The sequence below is a fragment of the Burkholderia sp. BCC0419 genome (genome assembly GCF_902830285.1).
GTDB lineage: Bacteria > Pseudomonadota > Gammaproteobacteria > Burkholderiales > Burkholderiaceae > Burkholderia.
The window spans coordinates 59,133-77,676 of the sequence record NZ_CADESR010000014.1 but is presented as its reverse complement, the minus strand read 5'-3'; the positions used below and the strand labels follow the sequence as shown (position 1 = coordinate 77,676).

At 67.2% G+C, this 18,544-nt stretch carries 14 protein-coding genes; 7 read left to right on the top strand and 7 right to left on the bottom strand.

The annotated features are described in order from the left end of the window. Positions 1–133: 133 nt before the first annotated feature. Genes HWW87_RS34995 through HWW87_RS34980 form a run of 4 tightly spaced genes read right to left on the bottom strand, consistent with a single transcriptional unit; the run spans position 134 to position 5,793 of the window. Entirely contained in the window at positions 134–2,131 is a 1,998-nt protein-coding gene (locus tag HWW87_RS34995) for an acetyl/propionyl/methylcrotonyl-CoA carboxylase subunit alpha (protein ID WP_175824098.1), read from the bottom strand. A gap of 36 nt (positions 2,132–2,167) precedes the next feature. Continuing rightward, the gene (locus HWW87_RS34990; protein ID WP_175824097.1) at positions 2,168–2,953 is read right to left on the bottom strand and encodes an enoyl-CoA hydratase/isomerase family protein; all 786 of its coding nucleotides are present in this window, start codon (positions 2,951–2,953) and stop codon (positions 2,168–2,170) included. 19 nt (positions 2,954–2,972) lie between these two features. Further along, complete coding sequence (locus HWW87_RS34985) at positions 2,973–4,580, bottom strand: carboxyl transferase domain-containing protein (RefSeq protein WP_175824096.1); 1,608 nt, start codon at positions 4,578–4,580, stop codon at positions 2,973–2,975. Between the two features lie 31 nt (positions 4,581–4,611). Further along, complete coding sequence (locus HWW87_RS34980) at positions 4,612–5,793, bottom strand: isovaleryl-CoA dehydrogenase (protein ID WP_175824095.1); 1,182 nt, start codon at positions 5,791–5,793, stop codon at positions 4,612–4,614. Between the two features lie 170 nt (positions 5,794–5,963). On the opposite strand from HWW87_RS34980, the gene HWW87_RS34975 reads away from it, so the two are divergent. Further along, the gene (locus HWW87_RS34975) at positions 5,964–6,710 is read left to right on the top strand and encodes a TetR/AcrR family transcriptional regulator (protein WP_175824094.1); all 747 of its coding nucleotides are present in this window, start codon (positions 5,964–5,966) and stop codon (positions 6,708–6,710) included. A 54-nt stretch (positions 6,711–6,764) separates the two neighbouring features. On the opposite strand, the gene HWW87_RS34970 is transcribed toward HWW87_RS34975, so the two are convergent. After that, the gene (locus HWW87_RS34970) at positions 6,765–7,253 is read right to left on the bottom strand and encodes a MarR family transcriptional regulator (protein WP_174387096.1); all 489 of its coding nucleotides are present in this window, start codon (positions 7,251–7,253) and stop codon (positions 6,765–6,767) included. A 198-nt stretch (positions 7,254–7,451) separates the two neighbouring features. On the opposite strand from HWW87_RS34970, the gene HWW87_RS34965 reads away from it, so the two are divergent. The 5 genes from HWW87_RS34965 to HWW87_RS34945 all read left to right on the top strand — a co-directional run bounded on the left by HWW87_RS34965 (position 7,452) and on the right by HWW87_RS34945 (position 13,321). Further along, positions 7,452–8,531 carry an aromatic ring-hydroxylating dioxygenase subunit alpha gene (locus tag HWW87_RS34965; RefSeq protein WP_175824093.1) on the top strand — a complete coding sequence of 360 codons (1,080 nt, stop codon included), beginning with the start codon at positions 7,452–7,454 and terminating at the stop codon, positions 8,529–8,531. After that, on the top strand, positions 8,528–9,493 hold the full coding sequence (locus HWW87_RS34960; protein WP_175824092.1) for a PDR/VanB family oxidoreductase: 966 nt from the start codon (positions 8,528–8,530) through the stop codon (positions 9,491–9,493). Before HWW87_RS34965 ends, HWW87_RS34960 begins: the two co-directional genes overlap by 4 nt. A gap of 56 nt (positions 9,494–9,549) precedes the next feature. Then, positions 9,550–10,611, top strand: coding sequence for an aromatic ring-hydroxylating dioxygenase subunit alpha (locus tag HWW87_RS34955; protein ID WP_175824091.1), 1,062 nt, complete (start codon positions 9,550–9,552; stop codon positions 10,609–10,611). 163 nt (positions 10,612–10,774) lie between these two features. Continuing rightward, positions 10,775–12,118 carry an MFS transporter gene (locus HWW87_RS34950; RefSeq protein WP_175824090.1) on the top strand — a complete coding sequence of 448 codons (1,344 nt, stop codon included), beginning with the start codon at positions 10,775–10,777 and terminating at the stop codon, positions 12,116–12,118. A gap of 102 nt (positions 12,119–12,220) precedes the next feature. Further along, the gene (locus tag HWW87_RS34945; protein WP_175824089.1) at positions 12,221–13,321 is read left to right on the top strand and encodes a porin; all 1,101 of its coding nucleotides are present in this window, start codon (positions 12,221–12,223) and stop codon (positions 13,319–13,321) included. A gap of 26 nt (positions 13,322–13,347) precedes the next feature. Here the strand turns inward: HWW87_RS34945 and HWW87_RS34940 are convergent, their stop codons facing one another. Continuing rightward, positions 13,348–13,794, bottom strand: coding sequence for a hypothetical protein (locus HWW87_RS34940; protein ID WP_175824088.1), 447 nt, complete (start codon positions 13,792–13,794; stop codon positions 13,348–13,350). Between the two features lie 401 nt (positions 13,795–14,195). Here HWW87_RS34940 and HWW87_RS34935 point away from each other — a divergent pair, with 401 nt between their 5' ends. Further along, positions 14,196–16,364 (top strand): TonB-dependent siderophore receptor, encoded by a 2,169-nt coding sequence (locus HWW87_RS34935; RefSeq protein WP_175824087.1) that lies wholly within the window; start codon positions 14,196–14,198, stop codon positions 16,362–16,364. A gap of 135 nt (positions 16,365–16,499) precedes the next feature. Here HWW87_RS34935 and HWW87_RS34930 read toward each other — a convergent pair whose 3' ends face one another. Further along, positions 16,500–18,425: an SMP-30/gluconolaconase/LRE-like region family protein gene (locus tag HWW87_RS34930; protein WP_175824086.1), complete on the bottom strand. Its 1,926-nt coding sequence runs from the start codon at positions 18,423–18,425 to the stop codon at positions 16,500–16,502. Between the last annotated feature and the right edge of the window lie 119 nt (positions 18,426–18,544).

The following is an 18,544-nucleotide window of genomic DNA, read 5'->3' as shown; positions in this document are numbered from 1 at the left end:
CTGATATGCGATGTCGTCCTGATGCAGGCACATCAGGTGTTCCCAGCCCGATGGTGTCGGAGACGCTCGGATAATACGGGGCACGATGACCCGTGCGTGAGCGCCGGCAACGGCCCTCACGCGTGTGCAACGCTCAGCCTTCCGCCATCATCAGCAACTGCGCGCCGTCCGCAACCTGGTCGCCGACGCCGTACAGCACTTCCGCGACGACGCCCGCGCTCGGCGCGCCGATCGTGTGTTCCATCTTCATCGCTTCCATCACGATCAGCGGCGTGCCGGCTTCGACCTTCTGGCCCGGCTCGACCAGCACCGCGATCACCTTGCCGGGCATCGGCGCGGTCAAGCGGCCGCCGCCCTGCTCCGCGTCGCCCGCATGCGCGAGCAGGTTGCGCCATTCGAACGTCTCGGCCGCGCCCTGCGTGAACACATGGAACGTATCGCCGTCCGCATATACGCGGCCGCTGCTGCGCACGCCGCCGAGCATCACGTCGAAATCGATCGGCGTGGCACCGCGCGCCCATGCGAACGGTTGCGCGGCCGCGTCGCCGATCGCGATGCGCGTGCCGGCGCCGTCGTCCTCGTACGTCACCGTCACGTCCGCTTCGCGATCGGCCGCGTGCCATTCGAGCGTGCGGCGATAGCCGCCGTTCAGCCGCCAGTCCCGCAGCGCGCCCCACGGCGATGCGCCCTGCGCGGCCGCACCGCGTTCGCGTGCAAGCAGCGCCGCGCAGGCGAGTGCGAGCATCGCGCGCGGCGGCTGTTGCGGCGCGAACAGCGCATCGTGGTTGCGCTCGATCAGGCCCGTGTCGAGATCGGCCGTCGCGAATGGCTCGCACACGACGATCCGCTGCAGGAACGCGGCGTTCGTATGCAGGCCGACCACTTCGCACGCGCGCAGCGCACGCAGCATCAGGCCCAGCGCTTCCGCGCGATCGGCGCCGTGGACGATCAGCTTCGCGATCATCGGATCGTAAAACGGCGTGATCGCATCGCCTTCGCGCACGCCGCTGTCGATGCGCACCGCCGCGCCGATGGCGAACTCGACGCCGGCCGGCAGCCGCAGGTGCTTCAGCGTGCCGGTCGACGGCAGGAAGCCGCGCGCGGGGTTCTCCGCGTAAAGGCGCGCCTCGAGCGCATGGCCCTGTACGCGCAGTGCTTCCTGCTTCAGCGGCAGCGGCTCGCCCGCCGCGACGCGCAGTTGCCATTCGACGAGATCGAGCCCCGTGACCATCTCGGTCACCGGATGCTCGACCTGCAGGCGCGTGTTCATCTCCATGAAGTAGAACGCTTCGCCCGTCATGATGAATTCGACGGTGCCCGCGCCGACATAGCCGACCGCGCGCGCGGCCGCGACGGCCGCTTCGCCCATCGCCTGGCGCACGTCCTCATGCAAGCCCGGCGCCGGCGCTTCCTCGAGCACCTTCTGGTGACGACGCTGCACCGAGCAGTCGCGGTCGAACAAGTAAACGGTATTACCGTGCGTGTCGCCGAACACCTGCACCTCGACGTGGCGCGGACGCGTCAGGTATTTCTCGATCAGCACGCGATCGTTGCCAAAGCTGCTCGCGGCTTCGCGCTGGCACGACGCGAGCGCCGCCGGGAAATCGTCGGAGCGCTCGACCACGCGCATCCCCTTGCCGCCGCCGCCCGCGCTCGCCTTCAGCAACACCGGATAGCCGATCTCGTCGGCTTCGCGATGCAGGCTGACCGCGTCCTGGTCGTCGCCGTGATAGCCGGGCACGAGCGGCACGGCGGCCGCGTGCATCAGCGCCTTCGCGGCGGCCTTCGATCCCATCGCCGCGATGGCGTCGACCGGCGGCCCGATGAACACGATGCCGGCCGTTTCGCATGCGTGCGCGAAATCTTCGTTCTCCGACAGAAAGCCGTAGCCGGGGTGAATCGCCTGCGCGCCGGTCGCGCGCGCGGCTTCGATGATGCGCTCGATGCGCAGGTAGCTGTCCGCCGCGGCCGAGCCGCCGATGTGCACGGCCTCGTCGCATGCGGCCACGTGTTTCGCGTTCGCATCCGCGTCGGAATAGACGGCGACGCTCGCGATCCCGAGACGTTTGCACGTCGCGGCGACGCGGCAGGCGATTTCGCCGCGGTTGGCGATCAGAATCTTGTCGAACATGGCTTCGATGTTGTCCGGAAGGTTGGGGTCACGCGATCATTCACGCCACGACGGCGTGCGCTTTTCGAGGAAGGACGCGATCCCTTCGCGCGCTTCCGCGCCGGCGCGAGTCTTCGCGATCCAGTCGGCAGTCTGCTCGATCAGCGTCGCGTCGAGCGCGCGGCCGGCCACGTCGGCGACGAGCCGCTTGCACGCCTTCACCGCGTCGGGGCCGTTCGCGACGAGCGTCGCCGCCAGCTTCGCGACCGTTTCGTCGAGCGCGTCGGCCGGCACCGCATCGTGAATGAAGCCGAGCGACGCGGCGCGCGTGCTGTCGAACACCTCGGCCGTCGTGAAGTAGCGGCGCGCCGCGCGCTCGCCCATCGCACGGATGACGTACGGCGCGATCGTCGCGGGAATCAGCCCGAGCCGCGCTTCCGACAGGCAGAACTTCACGCCGTCGGCGGCGATCGCAATGTCGGCCGCCGCGACGAGGCCCACGCCGCCCGCATACGCGTCGCCGTGCACGCGCGCGATCACCGGCTTGCCGCAGCGATGGATCGCTTCGAGCATCCGCGCGAGCTTGCGCGCATCGGCGCGGTTCTCGTCGTCCGAGTAACCGGCCATCTTCTTCATCCAGTTCAGGTCCGCGCCCGCGCAGAATGCCGCACCTTCCGCGGCGAGCACGATCGCGCGCACACCTTCGTGCGCATCGAGCCATTCGAACGCGGTGGTCAGCTCGGCGATCGTCGTCTCGTTGAACGCATTGCGCACGTCGGGACGCGCGAGCGTGACGGTCGCCACGCGGCCGGCTTCGCTTACCTTGATCGTTTCGTATCGCATCGGTCAGTCCTCCCGGGCGTTACATGCGGAACACGCCGAAGCGCGTGTCGTCGATCGGCGCGTTCATCGACGCGGCGAGGCCGAGCCCGAGCACGTCGCGCGTCTGCGCGGGATCGATCACACCGTCGTCCCACAGCCGCGCGCTCGCGTAATATGGATGGCCCTGGCGCTCGTACTGGTCGCGGATCGGCTGCTTGAATGCATCCTCTTCCTCGGCCGACCACGAACCGCCCTTCGCCTCGATGCCGTCGCGGCGCACGGTCGCGAGCACCGACGCGGCCTGCTCGCCGCCCATCACCGAGATCCGCGCATTCGGCCACATCCACAGGAAACGCGGGCCGAACGCGCGGCCGCACATCCCGTAGTTGCCGGCGCCGAACGAGCCGCCGATGATCACCGTGAACTTCGGCACCTTCGCATTCGACACGGCCGTCACCATCTTCGCGCCATGCCGCGCGATGCCTTCGTTCTCGTACTTGCGCCCGACCATGAAGCCCGTGATGTTCTGCAGGAACACGAGCGGAATCTTGCGCTGGCAGCACAGCTCGATGAAATGCGCGCCCTTCACGGCCGATTCGGAGAACAGGATGCCGTTGTTCGCGACGATCCCGACCGGATGACCCCAGATGTGCGCGAAACCGGTGACGAGCGTCGTGCCGAAGCGCGCCTTGAATTCGTCGAATTCGGAATCGTCGACGATGCGCGCAATCACCTCGCGCACGTCGAACGGCTTGCGCGTATCGACCGGAATCACGCCGTACAGGCTCTTCGCGTCGTAGCGCGGCGGCTTCGGTTCGCGCAGCGCGACCGGCGGCGCGATCTTCGGTGCCAAGTGATCGACGATGTTGCGCGCGATCGACAGCGCATGTGCGTCGTTCTGCGCGAGATGGTCGGCCACGCCCGACAGGCGCGTGTGCACGTCGCCGCCGCCGAGATCCTCGGCGCTCACTTCCTCGCCGGTCGCGGCCTTCACGAGCGGCGGCCCGCCGAGGAAAATCGTGCCCTGCTCCTTCACGATGATCGACTCGTCGCTCATCGCCGGCACGTACGCGCCGCCGGCCGTGCACGAGCCCATCACGACGGCGATCTGCGCGATCCCCGCGGCCGACATCGTCGCCTGGTTGAAGAAGATGCGGCCGAAGTGATCGCGATCGGGAAACACGTCGTCCTGGTTCGGCAGGTTCGCGCCGCCCGAATCGACGAGGTACACGCACGGCAGCCGGTTTTCCGCGGCGATCTCCTGTGCGCGCACATGCTTCTTCACGGTGATCGGGTAGTAGGTGCCGCCCTTGACCGTCGCGTCGTTGCACACGATCACGCATTCGCGGCCGGCGATGCGGCCGATCCCGGTGATGACGCCCGCGCCCGGCGCGTCGTCGTTGTACATGCCGTTCGCCGCGAGCTGCGAGAACTCGAGGAACGGCGCGCCCGGATCGAGCAGTTGCGCGATGCGATCGCGCGGCAGCAGCTTGCCGCGCGACAGGTGCTTGTCGCGCGCGGCCTGGCCGCCGCCTTGCGCGAGCTGTTCGATCTTCGCGCGCAGATCGGCGACGACCGCCTCCAGCGCCGCGGCGTTCGCGCGGAAGTCTTCCGAACGCGGGTTCAGTTTCGATTCGATGATCGGCATCGACGGGGCTCCGTTCGCGTGACGTGGGGCGTTACATCGTTTCCGCGAACAGCTCGCGGCCGATCAGCATCCGGCGGATCTCGCTCGTGCCGGCGCCGATCTCGTACAGCTTCGCATCGCGCCACAGCCGGCCGACCGGGTATTCGTTGATGTAGCCGTTGCCGCCGAGGATCTGGATCGCCTCGCCGGCCATCCACGTCGCCTTCTCGGCCGTGTAGAGGATCACGCCCGCGCAGTCCTTGCGCACCTGGCGAATATGGTCGCTGCCCGCCGAGTCGAGATGGCGGCCGACCGCGTACAGATACGCACGGCATGCCTGGAACGTGGTGTACATGTCGGCGACCTTGCCCTGGATCAACTGGAATTCGCCGATCGACTGGCCGAACTGCTTGCGGTCGTGGATATACGGCACCACCGCGTCGAGACACGCGGCCATGATGCCCGTCGGGCCGCCCGACAGCACCGCGCGCTCGTAGTCGAGGCCGCTCATCAGCACCTTCACGCCGCCGTTCAACTGGCCGAGGATGTTCTCTTCCGGCACTTCGACGTCCTGGAACACCAGCTCGCCCGTGTGCGACCCGCGCATGCCGAGCTTGTCGAGTTTCTGCGCAACCGAGAAGCCCTTCATCCCCTTCTCGACGATGAACGCGGTGATGCCGCGCGCATTCGCTTCGATGTCCGTCTTCGCGTAGACGACGAGCGTGTCGCAGTCGGGGCCGTTGGTGATCCACATCTTCGTGCCGTTGAGCACGTAGCGGTCGCCGCGCTTGTCCGCGCGCAGCTTCATGCTGACGACGTCGGAGCCGGCGTTCGGCTCGCTCATCGCGAGCGCGCCGATGTGTTCGCCCGACACGAGCTTCGGCAGGTATTTCTGCTTCTGACCTTCGGTGCCGTTGCGGTGGATCTGGTTCACGCACAGGTTCGAGTGCGCGCCGTACGACAGGCCGATCGACGCCGATGCGCGCGAGATCTCTTCCATCGCAACCATGTGTGCGGTGTAGCCCATGTTCGCGCCGCCGTATTCCTCGGAGACGGTCATGCCGAGCACGCCGAGATCGCCGAACTTCTTCCACAGATCCATCGGGAACTGGTCGGTGCGGTCGACCTCCGCCGCGCGCGGCGTGATTTCCTTCGCCGCAAACGTCGCGACGGCGTCGCGCAGCATCTCGATGTCTTCACCGAGCATGAATTGCACGCCGGGCAGGTTGATCATGTCTCCTCCGTCTCCAGAAAGTGTGTCGCACTCACCGATTTCTGAGTTTCGCTCAAATCGAATGAATACGTCGATTCATTGACCAATACAGCGGAAATTTTGCACAGTTTCGCGCCTCGCCGGGTTTGGCGTCAATAGTTTTCTGAGTGATACTCAGATATGATGCGAGCATGACAGCCGCTCCCGCCGACACCATGACCGCCACCGCCAGAGCCGACCGCGCCGACACGCCGCGCGCACCCGCCGGGCGCAAATCCCAGCAGCGCGTGCAGGACATTCTGCGCGCCGGCCGTGAAGTGTTCGCCGAAAAAGGTTACGAGCATGCGACGGCCGCGGAGATCGCGCAGCGCGTGGGCGTGTCGGAGGCGACGGTGTTCAGCTATTTCCGCGGCAAGCGCGAGCTGTGCGCGCGTGTGATCGCCGACTGGTACGACGAAATCATCGCCGCGTTCGAGCACGGGATGCCGCGGGACGCGTCGGTGCAGCAGCAGTTTGCGTTCATCGTGCGCACCCACCTGCGGCTGATGCTCGTGAACGGCACGGGGCTGTGCGCGCTGGTGCTGTCGGAAGGCCGCGCGAAGCAGCATGCGCTGAGCGACGAGCTCACCGCGCTGCAGCGCCGCTACACGGCGCCGTTGATGGACGTGCTCGCGCGCGGCCAGGCGGCCGGGCAGGTGCGCGCGGATCTGCCGCTGAGCCTGCTGCGCTCGATGGTGTTCGGGCCGATGGAGCACGTGCTGTGGGATGCGATCCTCGGGCACCGCAAGCTCGATACGGAAACGACGGCCACGCAGTTGATCGACATGCTGTGGGCCGCCATGCAACCGCCGGCGCCGGAGCAGGCGGCGCTGGTGCGCTTCAGGAACGAAGTGGCCGAAGCCGTGCGGCGGCTGGAAGGGCAAGCGTCACGCGCGTGACGCGGGCGGGCGGCACGCCGCCGCGCCTGCGCCGTCTAGCAGAGCACGGAGCCGCTACGAATCCTCGCTCACCCGCAGCGGCGCGCGGCTCTGCTCGTTGTTCAAATGCACGAACTTGCGCAGCAAACGCATCAGTTCCTGCGAATCGTCCTCGCCCATTCCGTCGAACAGCCCCGCACGCAGTTCCTTCACCGACGGAATCAGGTGCGTGAGCAACTCGACGCCCGCCGGCGTCAACAACAGACGCCGCTGCCGCCGCGGCAGCACTTCGCGGACGATCAATCCTTTCGCCTCGAGCCGGACCGCGAGATCGGCAGTGGTCGACGTGTCGAGCGCCACCCGCTGCGCGAGCGTCACCTGGTCGAGCCCCGGATTCTCGTAGAGCATCCGCAGCACCGCGTACTGCACGGGTGTCACGTCCCGGCCCAGCTTCTCGTAGAACATCGCAACCGCGATCTGGTGCGCGCGCCGGATCAGGTGCCCGGGTTCGTCGTACAGATCGAGCGGGAAAGCCGGCAGGTCGGCGGGATTCGTTTTTTCCATGAATGAGTCGATGACATAGGCGGCGCGCGCCGTTGCGCACGCCGACGGCATGGCGCTGCCTCGCGCCATTTCCCGGGAAAACCAGTATACCGCTCGCCTTGCCCCAGCCAATCTCAATGAGTACACTGAATCTCATTCAGTACACGGAATGACGAGATGCCGCGTATCGGCGGCACCGCCCCGAAGGAGACAAGGAACATGTTTCTCAAGAACGCGTGGTACGTGGCCTGCACGCCCGACGAAATTGACGGCAAGCCGCTGGGCCGCAAGATCTGCAACGAATCGATGGTGTTGTACCGCGCGGCGGATGGCCAGGTCGCCGCGCTCGAGGATTTCTGCCCGCACCGCGGCGCGCCACTGTCGCTCGGGTTCGTGCGCGACGGCGTGCTCGTGTGCGGCTATCACGGGCTCGAAATGGGTTGCAACGGCAAGGCGACCGGCATGCCGGGCCAGCGGGTCGGCGGTTTCCCGCCGATTCGCAGCTTCCCGGCGGTCGAACGGTACGGCTTCGTGTGGGTCTGGCCGGGCGACGCGTCCGAAGCCGATCCCGCCAAGCTGCCCGCGCTGGCGTGGGCCGAGGATCCGGCCTGGGCGCACGGCGGCGGCCTGTATCACATCCGCTGCGACTACCGGCTGATGATCGACAACCTGATGGACCTCACGCACGAGACCTACGTGCATGCGACGAGCATCGGCCAGAAGGAAATCGACGAAGCGCCGCCGAAGACGACCAGCCACGGCGACGAAGTCGTCACGAGCCGCTTCATGGAGAACGTGATGCCGCCGTCGTTCTGGCGGATGGCGCTGCGCGGCAACGGGCTCGCCGACGACGTGCCGGTCGACCGCTGGCAGATCTGCCGCTTCACGCCGCCGAGCCACGTGATGATCGAAGTGGGCGTCGCGCATGCGGGCCACGGCGGCTACGACGCGCCGGCGGACAAGAAGGCGTCGTCGATCGTGGTCGACTTCATCACGCCCGAGACCGACACGTCGATCTGGTACTTCTGGGGGATGGCGCGCAACTTCCGGCCCGACGACGACGCGCTGACCGCCGAGATCCGCGAAGGCCAGGGCAAGATCTTCGCGGAGGATCTCGAGATGCTCGAGCGCCAGCAGCGCAATCTCGAGCAGTGGCCCGAGCGCACGCTCCTCAAGCTCAACATCGACGCCGGCGGCGTGCTGTCGCGCAAGGTGATCGACCGGCTGCGCGCCGCCGAAAACGCGGCGAGCCCGCAGCGGCCCGTGATTCCGGTCGCGCGGGTCAAGGAGGCGTCATGAGCGGCGCGACATTGACGGTGCGGGTGGCCCGCAAGTGGCAGGAAGCGCGCGACATCTGCGGCTTCGAATTCGTCAGCGACGACGGCTCGCCCTTGCCGCACTTCGACGCCGGCGCCCATATCGACGTGCATCTGCCGGGCGGGCTCGTGCGCCAGTACTCGCTGTGCAACCACCCGGAGCAACGCGATCGCTATCAGATCGCGGTGCTGCGCGATGCCGAAGGTCGAGGCGGATCGCGCGCGATTCACGACGAAGTCCGGCAAGGCGATACTGTGCGGATCGGCATGCCGCGCAATCAGTTCCCGCTCGCGTCCGACGCGCCGCACCATCTGTTGCTCGCTGGCGGGATCGGTGTCACGCCGATTCTCAGCATGGCGGAACGGCTGTTCTCGGCCGGCATGCCGTTCGACATGCACTATTGCGCGCGTTCGGCCGAGCGCATGGCCTTCGTCGAGCGGATCAATGCAGCCGGTTTCCATGATCGCGCCCACTTCCACGTCGACGACGGCGATCCCGCGCAACGCTTCGACCTGGCTGCCGTGCTCGCCGCCGCGCCTGAAGGCACGCACCTGTACGTATGCGGCCCGCGTGGCTTCATGGATGCAGTGCTGAACGCGGCACGCGAGCGCAACTGGACCGACGCACGGCTGCACTATGAGTTCTTCGGCGGCGCGGTGGCAACGTCCGGCGCGGACCGCGCGTTCCAGGTGCGGATCGCGAGCAGCGGCAAGGTGATCGACGTGCCGGCCGATTGCACGGTGATCGCGGCGCTGGCGGCGAACGGCGTCGACGTGCTGACGTCGTGCGAGCAAGGCGTGTGCGGCACCTGCGTGACCCGCGTGCTCGAAGGCGAGCCCGATCATCGCGATGCGTATCTGACCGACGACGAAAAGGCGGCCGGCGACCAGTTCATGCCGTGCTGTTCGAGGTCCCGCACCGACCTGCTCGTACTCGATCTGTAGGCCGAGAGACGGACCGCCCGACACGCGGCGGCCAATCACAATACTGGAGACGCCCCATGGAGCAACATGCCCGACCGCCAATCAATACTCCTAAGTTCCCGGTCGACCGATGGTGGGTCGCGGCGCTGTCATCCGAACTGACGGACCAACCGGTCGCCCGCACGCTGCTCGGCCGGCCGGTCGTGCTGTTCCGGCTGCCGTCCGGGGAAGTCGGCGCGCTGGAGGATCGCTGCTGCCACAAGTCGCTGCCGCTGTCGTACGGCTCGCTGGAAGCGCGCGGCCTGCGCTGCGGCTATCACGGCCTGCTGTTCGACCGCGGCGGCACGTGCGTGGAAATCCCCGGGCAGGACCGGATTCCGGCGAAGGCCTGCGTGGCGTCGTATCGGGTGCAGGAACAGGACGCGATCGTCTGGATCTGGATCGGCGCGGACGCGCACGCCGAACCCACCTGCGCGCCGCCGCACTACCCGTTTCACTCGGATCCGCAATACCGGTTCGGCGGCGGCCACTACCATTACGACGCGCCGTATCAGCTGATTCACGACAACCTGATGGACCTGAGCCACCTCGGCTACGTGCACCTGAAGACGATCGGCGGCAACGCGCGGCTGCACATGGGCGCGGACACGCACGTCAGCAGCGACGGCGACACGGTGACGCTGGTCCGCCGGATGCCGGACTCCGTCCCGCCGCCGACGTACACCGCCGCATGGCCGTTCGCGGGCCGCGTCGATCGCTGGCAGGAAATCGAGTTCCACGTGTCGCATATCCGCATCTGGACCGGCGCGATGGACGCGGGCACCGGCGACCTGCTCGACCCGGCGCGCGGCGGCTTCCATATGCGCGGCTTCCACGGCATCACGCCCGAGACGGAAACGACGACGCACTACTTCTGGACCGTCGCGACCAATCCGCGACACGACGTCGAACGCGTCGCGCAAACGGTCATCGAGCAATCCGCGGCGACCTTCGACGAGGACAAGACCGTGATCGAAGCGCAGTACCGGAATCAGCGGCGGTTTCCGGACGGTCGCCAGATCGACATTCACGTCGATGCAGGCCCCAATCGCGCGCGGCGCGTAATCGAGCGCCTGCTGCTGCAACCGGAGCCCGCTTGACCATCGCATGCCGGTGCGCGAACGGCGCCGGCCATTCGCGGCGGGCGCGCCGCAGTTGCCTGTCGGCCCCCGCCATCGCATTGGGTTTTGTCTCATCCGCTTCACCAGGCTTCGATTTCGTCCCAATCAATTAGTCATACTATTCTTATGAAGGATCTTTGACGTGAGCGCAAATATCCGCAATACGATCGACGCGTCCCCGATGAGCGCGTTCCAGACGATGGCCGTCACGGCCTGCGTCGTGCTGAACATGCTCGACGGCTTCGACGTGCTGGCCATCGCGTTTGCCGCGCCGCATCTGGCGGCCGAATGGAAACTGAGCGGCAAGGAAATCGGCCTGCTGCTGAGCGCCGGGCTGGCCGGCATGGGCATCGGCTCGGTGCTGATCGCACCGCTGGCCGACCGGGTCGGCCGCCGCCGCATCATCCTGCTCTGCCTCGCCGTCATCTCGACCGGGATGCTCGCCTGTGCGGCCACGCACAGCACGTTGCAGCTCGCGGTCGCGCGTGCTTACACCGGGCTCGGCATCGGCGGCATGCTCGCCAGCCTCACCGTGATCAGCGGCGAATACGCGTCGAACAAATGGCGCAGCGCCGCGATCGGCATGCAGTCGGCCGGTTACGCGATCGGCGCGACGGCCGGCGGTGTCGTTGCCGGTTACCTGCTGTCGACGTGGGGATGGCGCAGCGTGTTCGCGTTCGGCGGCATCCTGACGTTGCTGGCGATCCCGATGGTGCTCGCATTGTTGCCGGAGTCGCTCGATTTCCTGCTGGCGCGGCGTCCGGAGCATGCGCTGCAGAAAATCAACCGCATCCTCGCAAGAATGAAACGCACGCCGATCGACACGCTGCCCGCCGCGACCGCCTCCATCGATACGGCCAGCCCCGCGTCGAACTGGACGGCCGTGCTGCGCGCACCGCTCACGCGCCGCACGATCGCGCTGTGGATCGCGTTCTTTCTCGTGATGGGCAGCTTCTATTTCGTCGTGAGCTGGACGCCGAAGCTGCTGGTCCAGGCCGGGCTGTCGGCGTCGCAGGGCGTGACCGGCGGCGTGCTGCTCAATCTCGGCGGCATCGTGGGCGCGTCGCTCTTCAGCCTGCTGTCGACCCGGTTCGGCCTGCGCAACCTGCTGGGCGCGACGCTGCTGTTCGGTGGCGTGCTGATGGTCGTGTTCGGCGCGAACACCGGCTCGCTCGGCATCGGGATGACGGTCGCCGTGTTCCTCGGTGCCGTGATCAATGCGTGCGTGGCCGGCATGTACGCACTGTCGCCGACGCCGTATCCGGCCGAGATCCGCACGACCGGCATCGGCCTCGCGGTCGGCATCGGCCGCCTCGGCGCGATCCTGTCGCCAATGACGGTCGGCGCGCTGCTGGACGACGGCTGGTCCGTGTCCCACCTCTATCTCGCGTTCCTTCTGCCGATGGCCGGCGCGGCGATCGCCGTCGCCGTGGCCGGCGCGCGCGCCACCGCATCGCACGGGCAACGCGATCCGGCGCTGTCGTAACGCGCCACGCTCGCAGCCTCACCCGATACGCGTCGTCATCCCGGTCACGTCCGGGCACTATAAAAATCGATAAGCATATCTACATACTGTTTGGAGACAGCCATGAAAACGAAACTGGGCGTCGCACTGGCGGCGACGGCGATAGGGGTCGTACTGGCCGGCCCGGCCTGCGCGCAAAGCAGCGTCACGCTGTACGGGATCATCGATACCGGCGTGTCCTACTACAACAACGCCGCGCACGGCGGGTCGTTCACCGGGATGCCGACGCTCACCGGCGAGGTGCCGTCACGCTGGGGCCTGCGCGGCACCGAGGATCTCGGCGGCGGCTACCAGACGTTCTTCGTGCTCGAAAACGGCTTCCAGCCGGGCACCGGTACGCTGAACTATGGCGGACGCCTGTTCGGACGGCAGGCGAACGTGGGCGTGAACAGCCCGTTCGGTACGCTGACGCTCGGCCGCCAGATGAACATGTCGATGATCGTGCTGACCAATGCCGACGTGATCGGCCCGTCGATTCATTCGATGGCGGATTTCGATTCCTATCTGCCGAATGCGCGCAGCGACAATGCGATCGGCTACAAGGGCACGTTTCACGGCGTGACGCTCGGCGCCACCTACAGTTTCGGCCGCGACGCGGCCGGGCCGGCGGGACCGTCGGCGACGGGCTGTGCCGGGCAAGTGGCCGGCGACATCGTCGCGTGCCGCCAATACACGGCGATGCTCGCGTACGACGCGAGCAATTTCGGGCTCGCCGCATCGCACGACGTGATGCGCGGCGGCGGCGGTGCGCTCGCGCCGCTGAACAATCCGGCATACACCGACACGCGCGACATCGTCGCCGGCTACGTGAAGATCGGCCCCGCGAAACTCGGCGCCGGGTGGATCCGCCGCAACCTCGCGGCGGCCGAACACCTGCAGGCCGACATCGTGTTCGCGGGCGGCACGTACTATGCGACGCCCTACCTCGCGCTCGACCTGCAGGGCGTGCGCTATCTGCAACGCCGCGAGAACACCGAAGGCGCGAACGGCACGCTGCTCGTCGGCCGCGCGAGCTACTTCCTGTCGAAGCGGACGACCGTCTACACGTCGGTGGGCTACATGTTCAACAGCAAACTGGCCGCGAACGCGGTCGCCGCCGGCGGGACGGTCGGCACCGGGATGAACCAGCTCGGCGCGATGGCCGGCATCCAGCAGAAGTTCTGAACGCCGGCCCCCGCCCATCGCTCAGCTCAATCGGCGAGCCGGCAATGCGACAGCTTCAACCCCGGCAGCACCGGCGCATCGATATAGCCTTCGTTCACGCAACTGAACCGGAACGCCGCCGACGTGACGAACGGCTTGATCTCGCCGCCGGGGAATTTCGGCTTCAGCGCGCCTTGGTCGGCCACGTCGAAATGCGTGTCGAACTGCTCGCCGTCGGCCGTCAGTGCGCCGAAATACGTGCCGCCCGGGTCGCTGCCCATCCGGATCACGGCACCGACGAACGTGAGGCGCTTGCCGTCGTACTTCGTCTTCGCGGCGGCCATGTCCTGCGTATAGGCCTCGATCACGGCACCGTAATGCACGTCGATCGCGGGTTCGGCGGCCGAAGCCGCACTGGCGGCCTGGTGAACGCCCGCCAGCAGCGCACAGGCCGCAAGCGCGGCCGCCGCGAACGGCGCGGAAATCTTCTTCATGGGTGGTCTTCCGTCTAGCGTGGTGGTTGAAGTCATCGAAGCCCGGCGTTACGCCGGTTGAATTCGCTTCCGTTGCTTTAATCGTTCGAATGGCGGTACACGGCTGCGATCACTTCATCGCCCGCACGCTCGTGCGCGGCGCGCGGCGTCGCGCTGAACGCGACGTGACAGGAAGATGACATGGTGCGGCCCCCGGTTCTCTCGTTGAATTTCACTGCGTCTGATTTTGGCCGCTACGGTAGCAGACGGCCGGCAGGTCGGCAACCGAGCGCAGAGCGTTGACCGGTCACCCCATTACAATTGCAAACGATTCTCATTACGTATATCATGCGCGTCCTGGTCGCCACGCAACGCCGCGGCCCGCAACACGATCCTTAGCATTCCTCTTCCTGCATCGATTCATGCCATTCCGTCGAACGCCCCGCCGTGCCCGGACCTTGCGTCCGTGGCGCACCCGCCTGCCTGTCCTGCTCACCCTGTGCGCCGCGAGCGGCGCGCAGGCGGCCGGTGCCGAACCCGTTGCGCCCGCACACGCCGCTGCGCCGGCCGCCGACCACGAACTCCCGGCGATCAGCGTCAACGCGTCGGCAGCCGTCGATCCGACGATCGGCTATCAGCCGCGCACGACAAGCATCGCGGGCGGCGACGACCGTGCGCTGAAGGAGATCCCGCAATCGGTCGCGGTGGTCAGCAGCAGCGTGATGCAGGACCAGCAAGCGCGCTCGCTCGACGACGTGCTCGGCAACATCAGCGGCGTCACGCAGACGAATACGCTCGGCGGCACGCGCGATGCGTTCATCAAGCGCGGCTTCGGGTCGAACAACGACGGCTCGGTGCTGGTCGACGGTGTGCGCACGCCGGTGCTGCACAGCTATCTCGCGACGATCGACCGCGTCGAAGTGCTGAAGGGCCCGGCCTCGCTGCTGTACGGGATGCAGGACCCGGGCGGCGTGATCAACCTCGTCACCCGCAAGCCGGAGGACACGTTCGGCGGCTCGATCTCCGCGTCGCGCACGAACCATGGCGGCAGCAACGCGCAGTTCGATCTCACGGGGCCGCTCGGCAAGCCGGGCCAGGTCGCGGGCGGCACGCTCGCGTTCCGGCTGACCGGCGAATACGACACGAGCCGCTACTGGCGCAGCTTCGGCCGCGAACGCAATGCGCTGATCGCGCCCGCGCTGTCGTGGCACGACGCGAACACGTCGATCGACGTCAGTTACCAGTACGTCGACTACACGACGCCGTTCGACCGCGGCACCGTGCTCGTGAACGGCCAGCTCGAAGATGCGCTGCGCTATCGCCGCTACGAGGAGGCGTGGTCGCAAAGCAGCGGCATCCAGGAAACGCTGCGGACCCGCATCGAGCACCGCTTCTCCGATGCCTGGCGCGTGCGTGCGACTTACGGCTGGGGTCGCGACCGCTACGATCAGTTCATCACCCGCGCCACCGCGTTCGACAGCAGAACCGGCGCGCTGACGCGGTCGTCCGATGCGAATCTCGGACGCAACGATTCCGACCAGATCGCGACGCTCGGCCTGCTCGGCAACGTGACGCTCGCGGGGATGCACCACGCGATCTACTTCGGCGGCGAATACGAGCGACAGCGCAGCTTCCGAGGCGACACGATCCGCGGCAAGGCGACGACGGGCTTCAATCTCTACGATCCCGTGTACGGGCTGCTCGCGCCGGGCGGCCTACCCAATCCGAAGCAAAGCGATTCGCGCTCGGTCGTGCATGCGTATTCGACGATCGTGCAGGACTCGGTGAAGATCACCGACCGCCTCACCGCGGTGGGCGGGCTGCGCTGGGAAAACTGGCAGCAGGAATCGGGGATGGGCCGGCCGTTCGTGTTCGCCGACCGCTCGCGCGGCAGCGTCTGGCTGCCGCAGTTCGGGCTCGCGTATGCGTTGACGCCGGCGCTCACCGCCTACGCGAACGTGAGCCGCTCGTTCAAGCCGAACGTCGCGTCGAACGTCGCGGCGCCGCTCGCACCGGAATACGGCCGCGTGCTCGAGGCCGGGCTGAAGTTCAGCCTGAAGCCCGCGATCACGGGCACGCTCGCCGTATACCAGATCGACAAGCGCAACGTCGCGGTCACGGTCGGCGACATCACGTCGACGATCGGCACCGCGCGCTCGCGCGGGATCGAGCTCGACGTCGCCGGGCAGATCACGCGCCACCTGAGCGTGATCGGCAGCTATGCGTATACGAACGCGAACGATCGCGACAGCAACACGCCGCTCGTCAACGTCGCGCGCCACACCGGCAGCCTGTTCGCGGTGGTCGACACGGCCATCGCGAACCTGCCCGGGCGCTGGCGCTTCGGCGGCGGTGCGCGGCTCGTCGGCACCCGCGCCGGCGACACCGCGAACAGCTTCACGCTGCCCGGCTACGTGACCGTCGACGCGTTCGCGGCGTACGAAACGACGATCGGCAAGTTCCCGACCCGCTTCCAGCTCAACGTGAAGAACCTGCTCGACAAGACCTACTATCCGTCGAGCAACAACAACCTGATCGTCGCGGTCGGCGAGCCGCGGCTCGTCACGCTGACGACGACGGTGTCGTTCTGACGCCCCGGAGCGGCGCCTCCTGCCGCTCGACTGCTCTGCCCGGTTTGCCGACGCAACCCGGTTGAACGACAACACGTCGCGTCACGGTCAGGGCCGGCCGGGCAGAGGCACGCCGGCCAGCCGGCCCCGGCGCGCTCACGGCCGCCAGCGATACACGACGATGCTCGACCCGTTGTAGTTGTCCTTCGTGATCACGTACTCGCCGGTCGAGCGCAGGTACGCACGCACGCCGTACATCGAGTCGACGTCGTTGCCGACGTCCATCGCCGACGCGTTCGAGTTCGTCAGCGTCGTGACGAGCGCGCCGGTGTTCAGGTCGAATATGTCGATGTTCGGCACCGTGTGCACGTAGCCGACGAACAGGTAGTGGCCGGCCGCCGCGATCGATTTCGGGTTCGCGCTCGTCAGGTTGATCACCGGGTTCGGCGTGCTCGTGTTGCCGTTCTTCCAGCCGCGATAGACCTCGATGTGCCCGTTCATCGCGGTCCAGTCCCAGTTGCCCGCGAGGCCCTGCGCGAGGATCATCGTGTCGCTGTCGGCCTGGTAGATGATGCGCGTCACGGGCGCCACGCTGCTCGGCACGGGCGTCGTCACCGGCTTGCCCCATGACGGCTTGCCGGTCGCGTCGAAGCCCGTCATCGGGTAGCGCGTGATCACGTTGGAGCCGTTCAGTCCGGCCCACACGTCGCCGTTGCCGTCGATGTCGAAGCCGGCCGTCACCTGCAGCGTCGTGTTGAACGGCTTGCCGGGCAGCGAGCCGGCCGGAATCGCGATATAGCCGCTCGCGGTGTTGAAGTAATAGAAGTTGAAGTTGCCCGGGTTCTGGCCCGACGCGACGAGGATCCGGTTGCCGCCGACGTTCACGAGCTGGCCGAAGTGCTGGCCGCGCTGGTAGTCGTTCATGTCGAGGCGCGGGTCCTTCGGATAGGTGAACGGGTCGACCGTATTCGCGACGAACGTGCCGCCCGCGGTGCCCGTATAGACGTTGTTGCCGCTGAAGAACAACGTGCCGTCGGTCACGGGGTCGGGCGCGGCGATTCCCTCGAAGTTCAGCGCCTGCAGCTTCCATTGCAGCGTGCCGATCGGGCTGTACGAATGCAGATCGGTGCTGCCGTTGCGGCCGAGATCCCAGCCGCCGCCCCACGCGTTGTTCAGCACGTACAGGTTGCCGGCCGCATCCTTGCCGAGCGCCGCGACGCGCGTGAAGCGCTTGTCGCCCACCTGCCCCTTGATGCCCGTCGTCGTGTCGAGATAGCCGCCCTGCACGCCGAACGTGCCGACCTGCACCGGCAGCCCGGGCAGCCCGCTGTACACCTTGATGTTCATGTCGGGCCCTTCGTCGCCCACCATCAACCGGCCCATCGGCGCATCGAAGTACAGCGACGCCGGCCGCGCGCCGGCCGCCATCTGCAGCGTGTTCATCGCCGCGCCGGTCGCGCTGAACTGCGCGACGACACCCGCGCTCTTGCGCGCGACCCACAGGTTGCCGGCCGCATCGAGCGCCAGCGCGCCGGGGCCCGTGACGCCGATGTCGCGCTGCCACACGCCGTCGGTCGTATAGACGCGCACGCGGTTGCCGTAGAAGTCGCTCACGTACAGCAGGTTGCCGCCCGTCGCGAGGCCCGTGATCACGTCCGCATACTGGATGCCCGTCCACGTGCTGACCGGAATGCGCAGGTCGCGCTGGTTCGTGCTGCGGTTGTAGCGGCCCACCGAGCCGCTGCCGAACGTGCGGTTGTAGCCGAGCGCGACGAACAGCGACGTCGAATTGCCGGTGATCGCGCCGCCCTGGAATTCGTCGTGGATGCCGATCGTGCCGAGCGGCTGGCCGTTCTGGTAGATCGCGACGCCACCCGCGTTCTCATCCCAGCGCGACGCCGTGTAGATCACGCCTTCGGGCGCGACCCACATCGAGCGCGCGCCGTTGCCGACGTGCGAGGCCAGCGTGCCGTACGTGTTCGCGAGCCAGTCGGTCGAGTATTGGGCCTGCGCGTGGCTTGCCGGCGCCAGTATCGCCATGCACATTCCCAGCAACGCCGCGCGAATTTGTTTCATTGACATGAATAATGCTCCCAGACGAACAATGGTCGACACTGTAAATCGCGGCGCATGAAATATTGGTGATTCCGGCAATACGCGTTCGCCGTTATCCCGAATTATTCACTCCGCGCCTTTTGCCG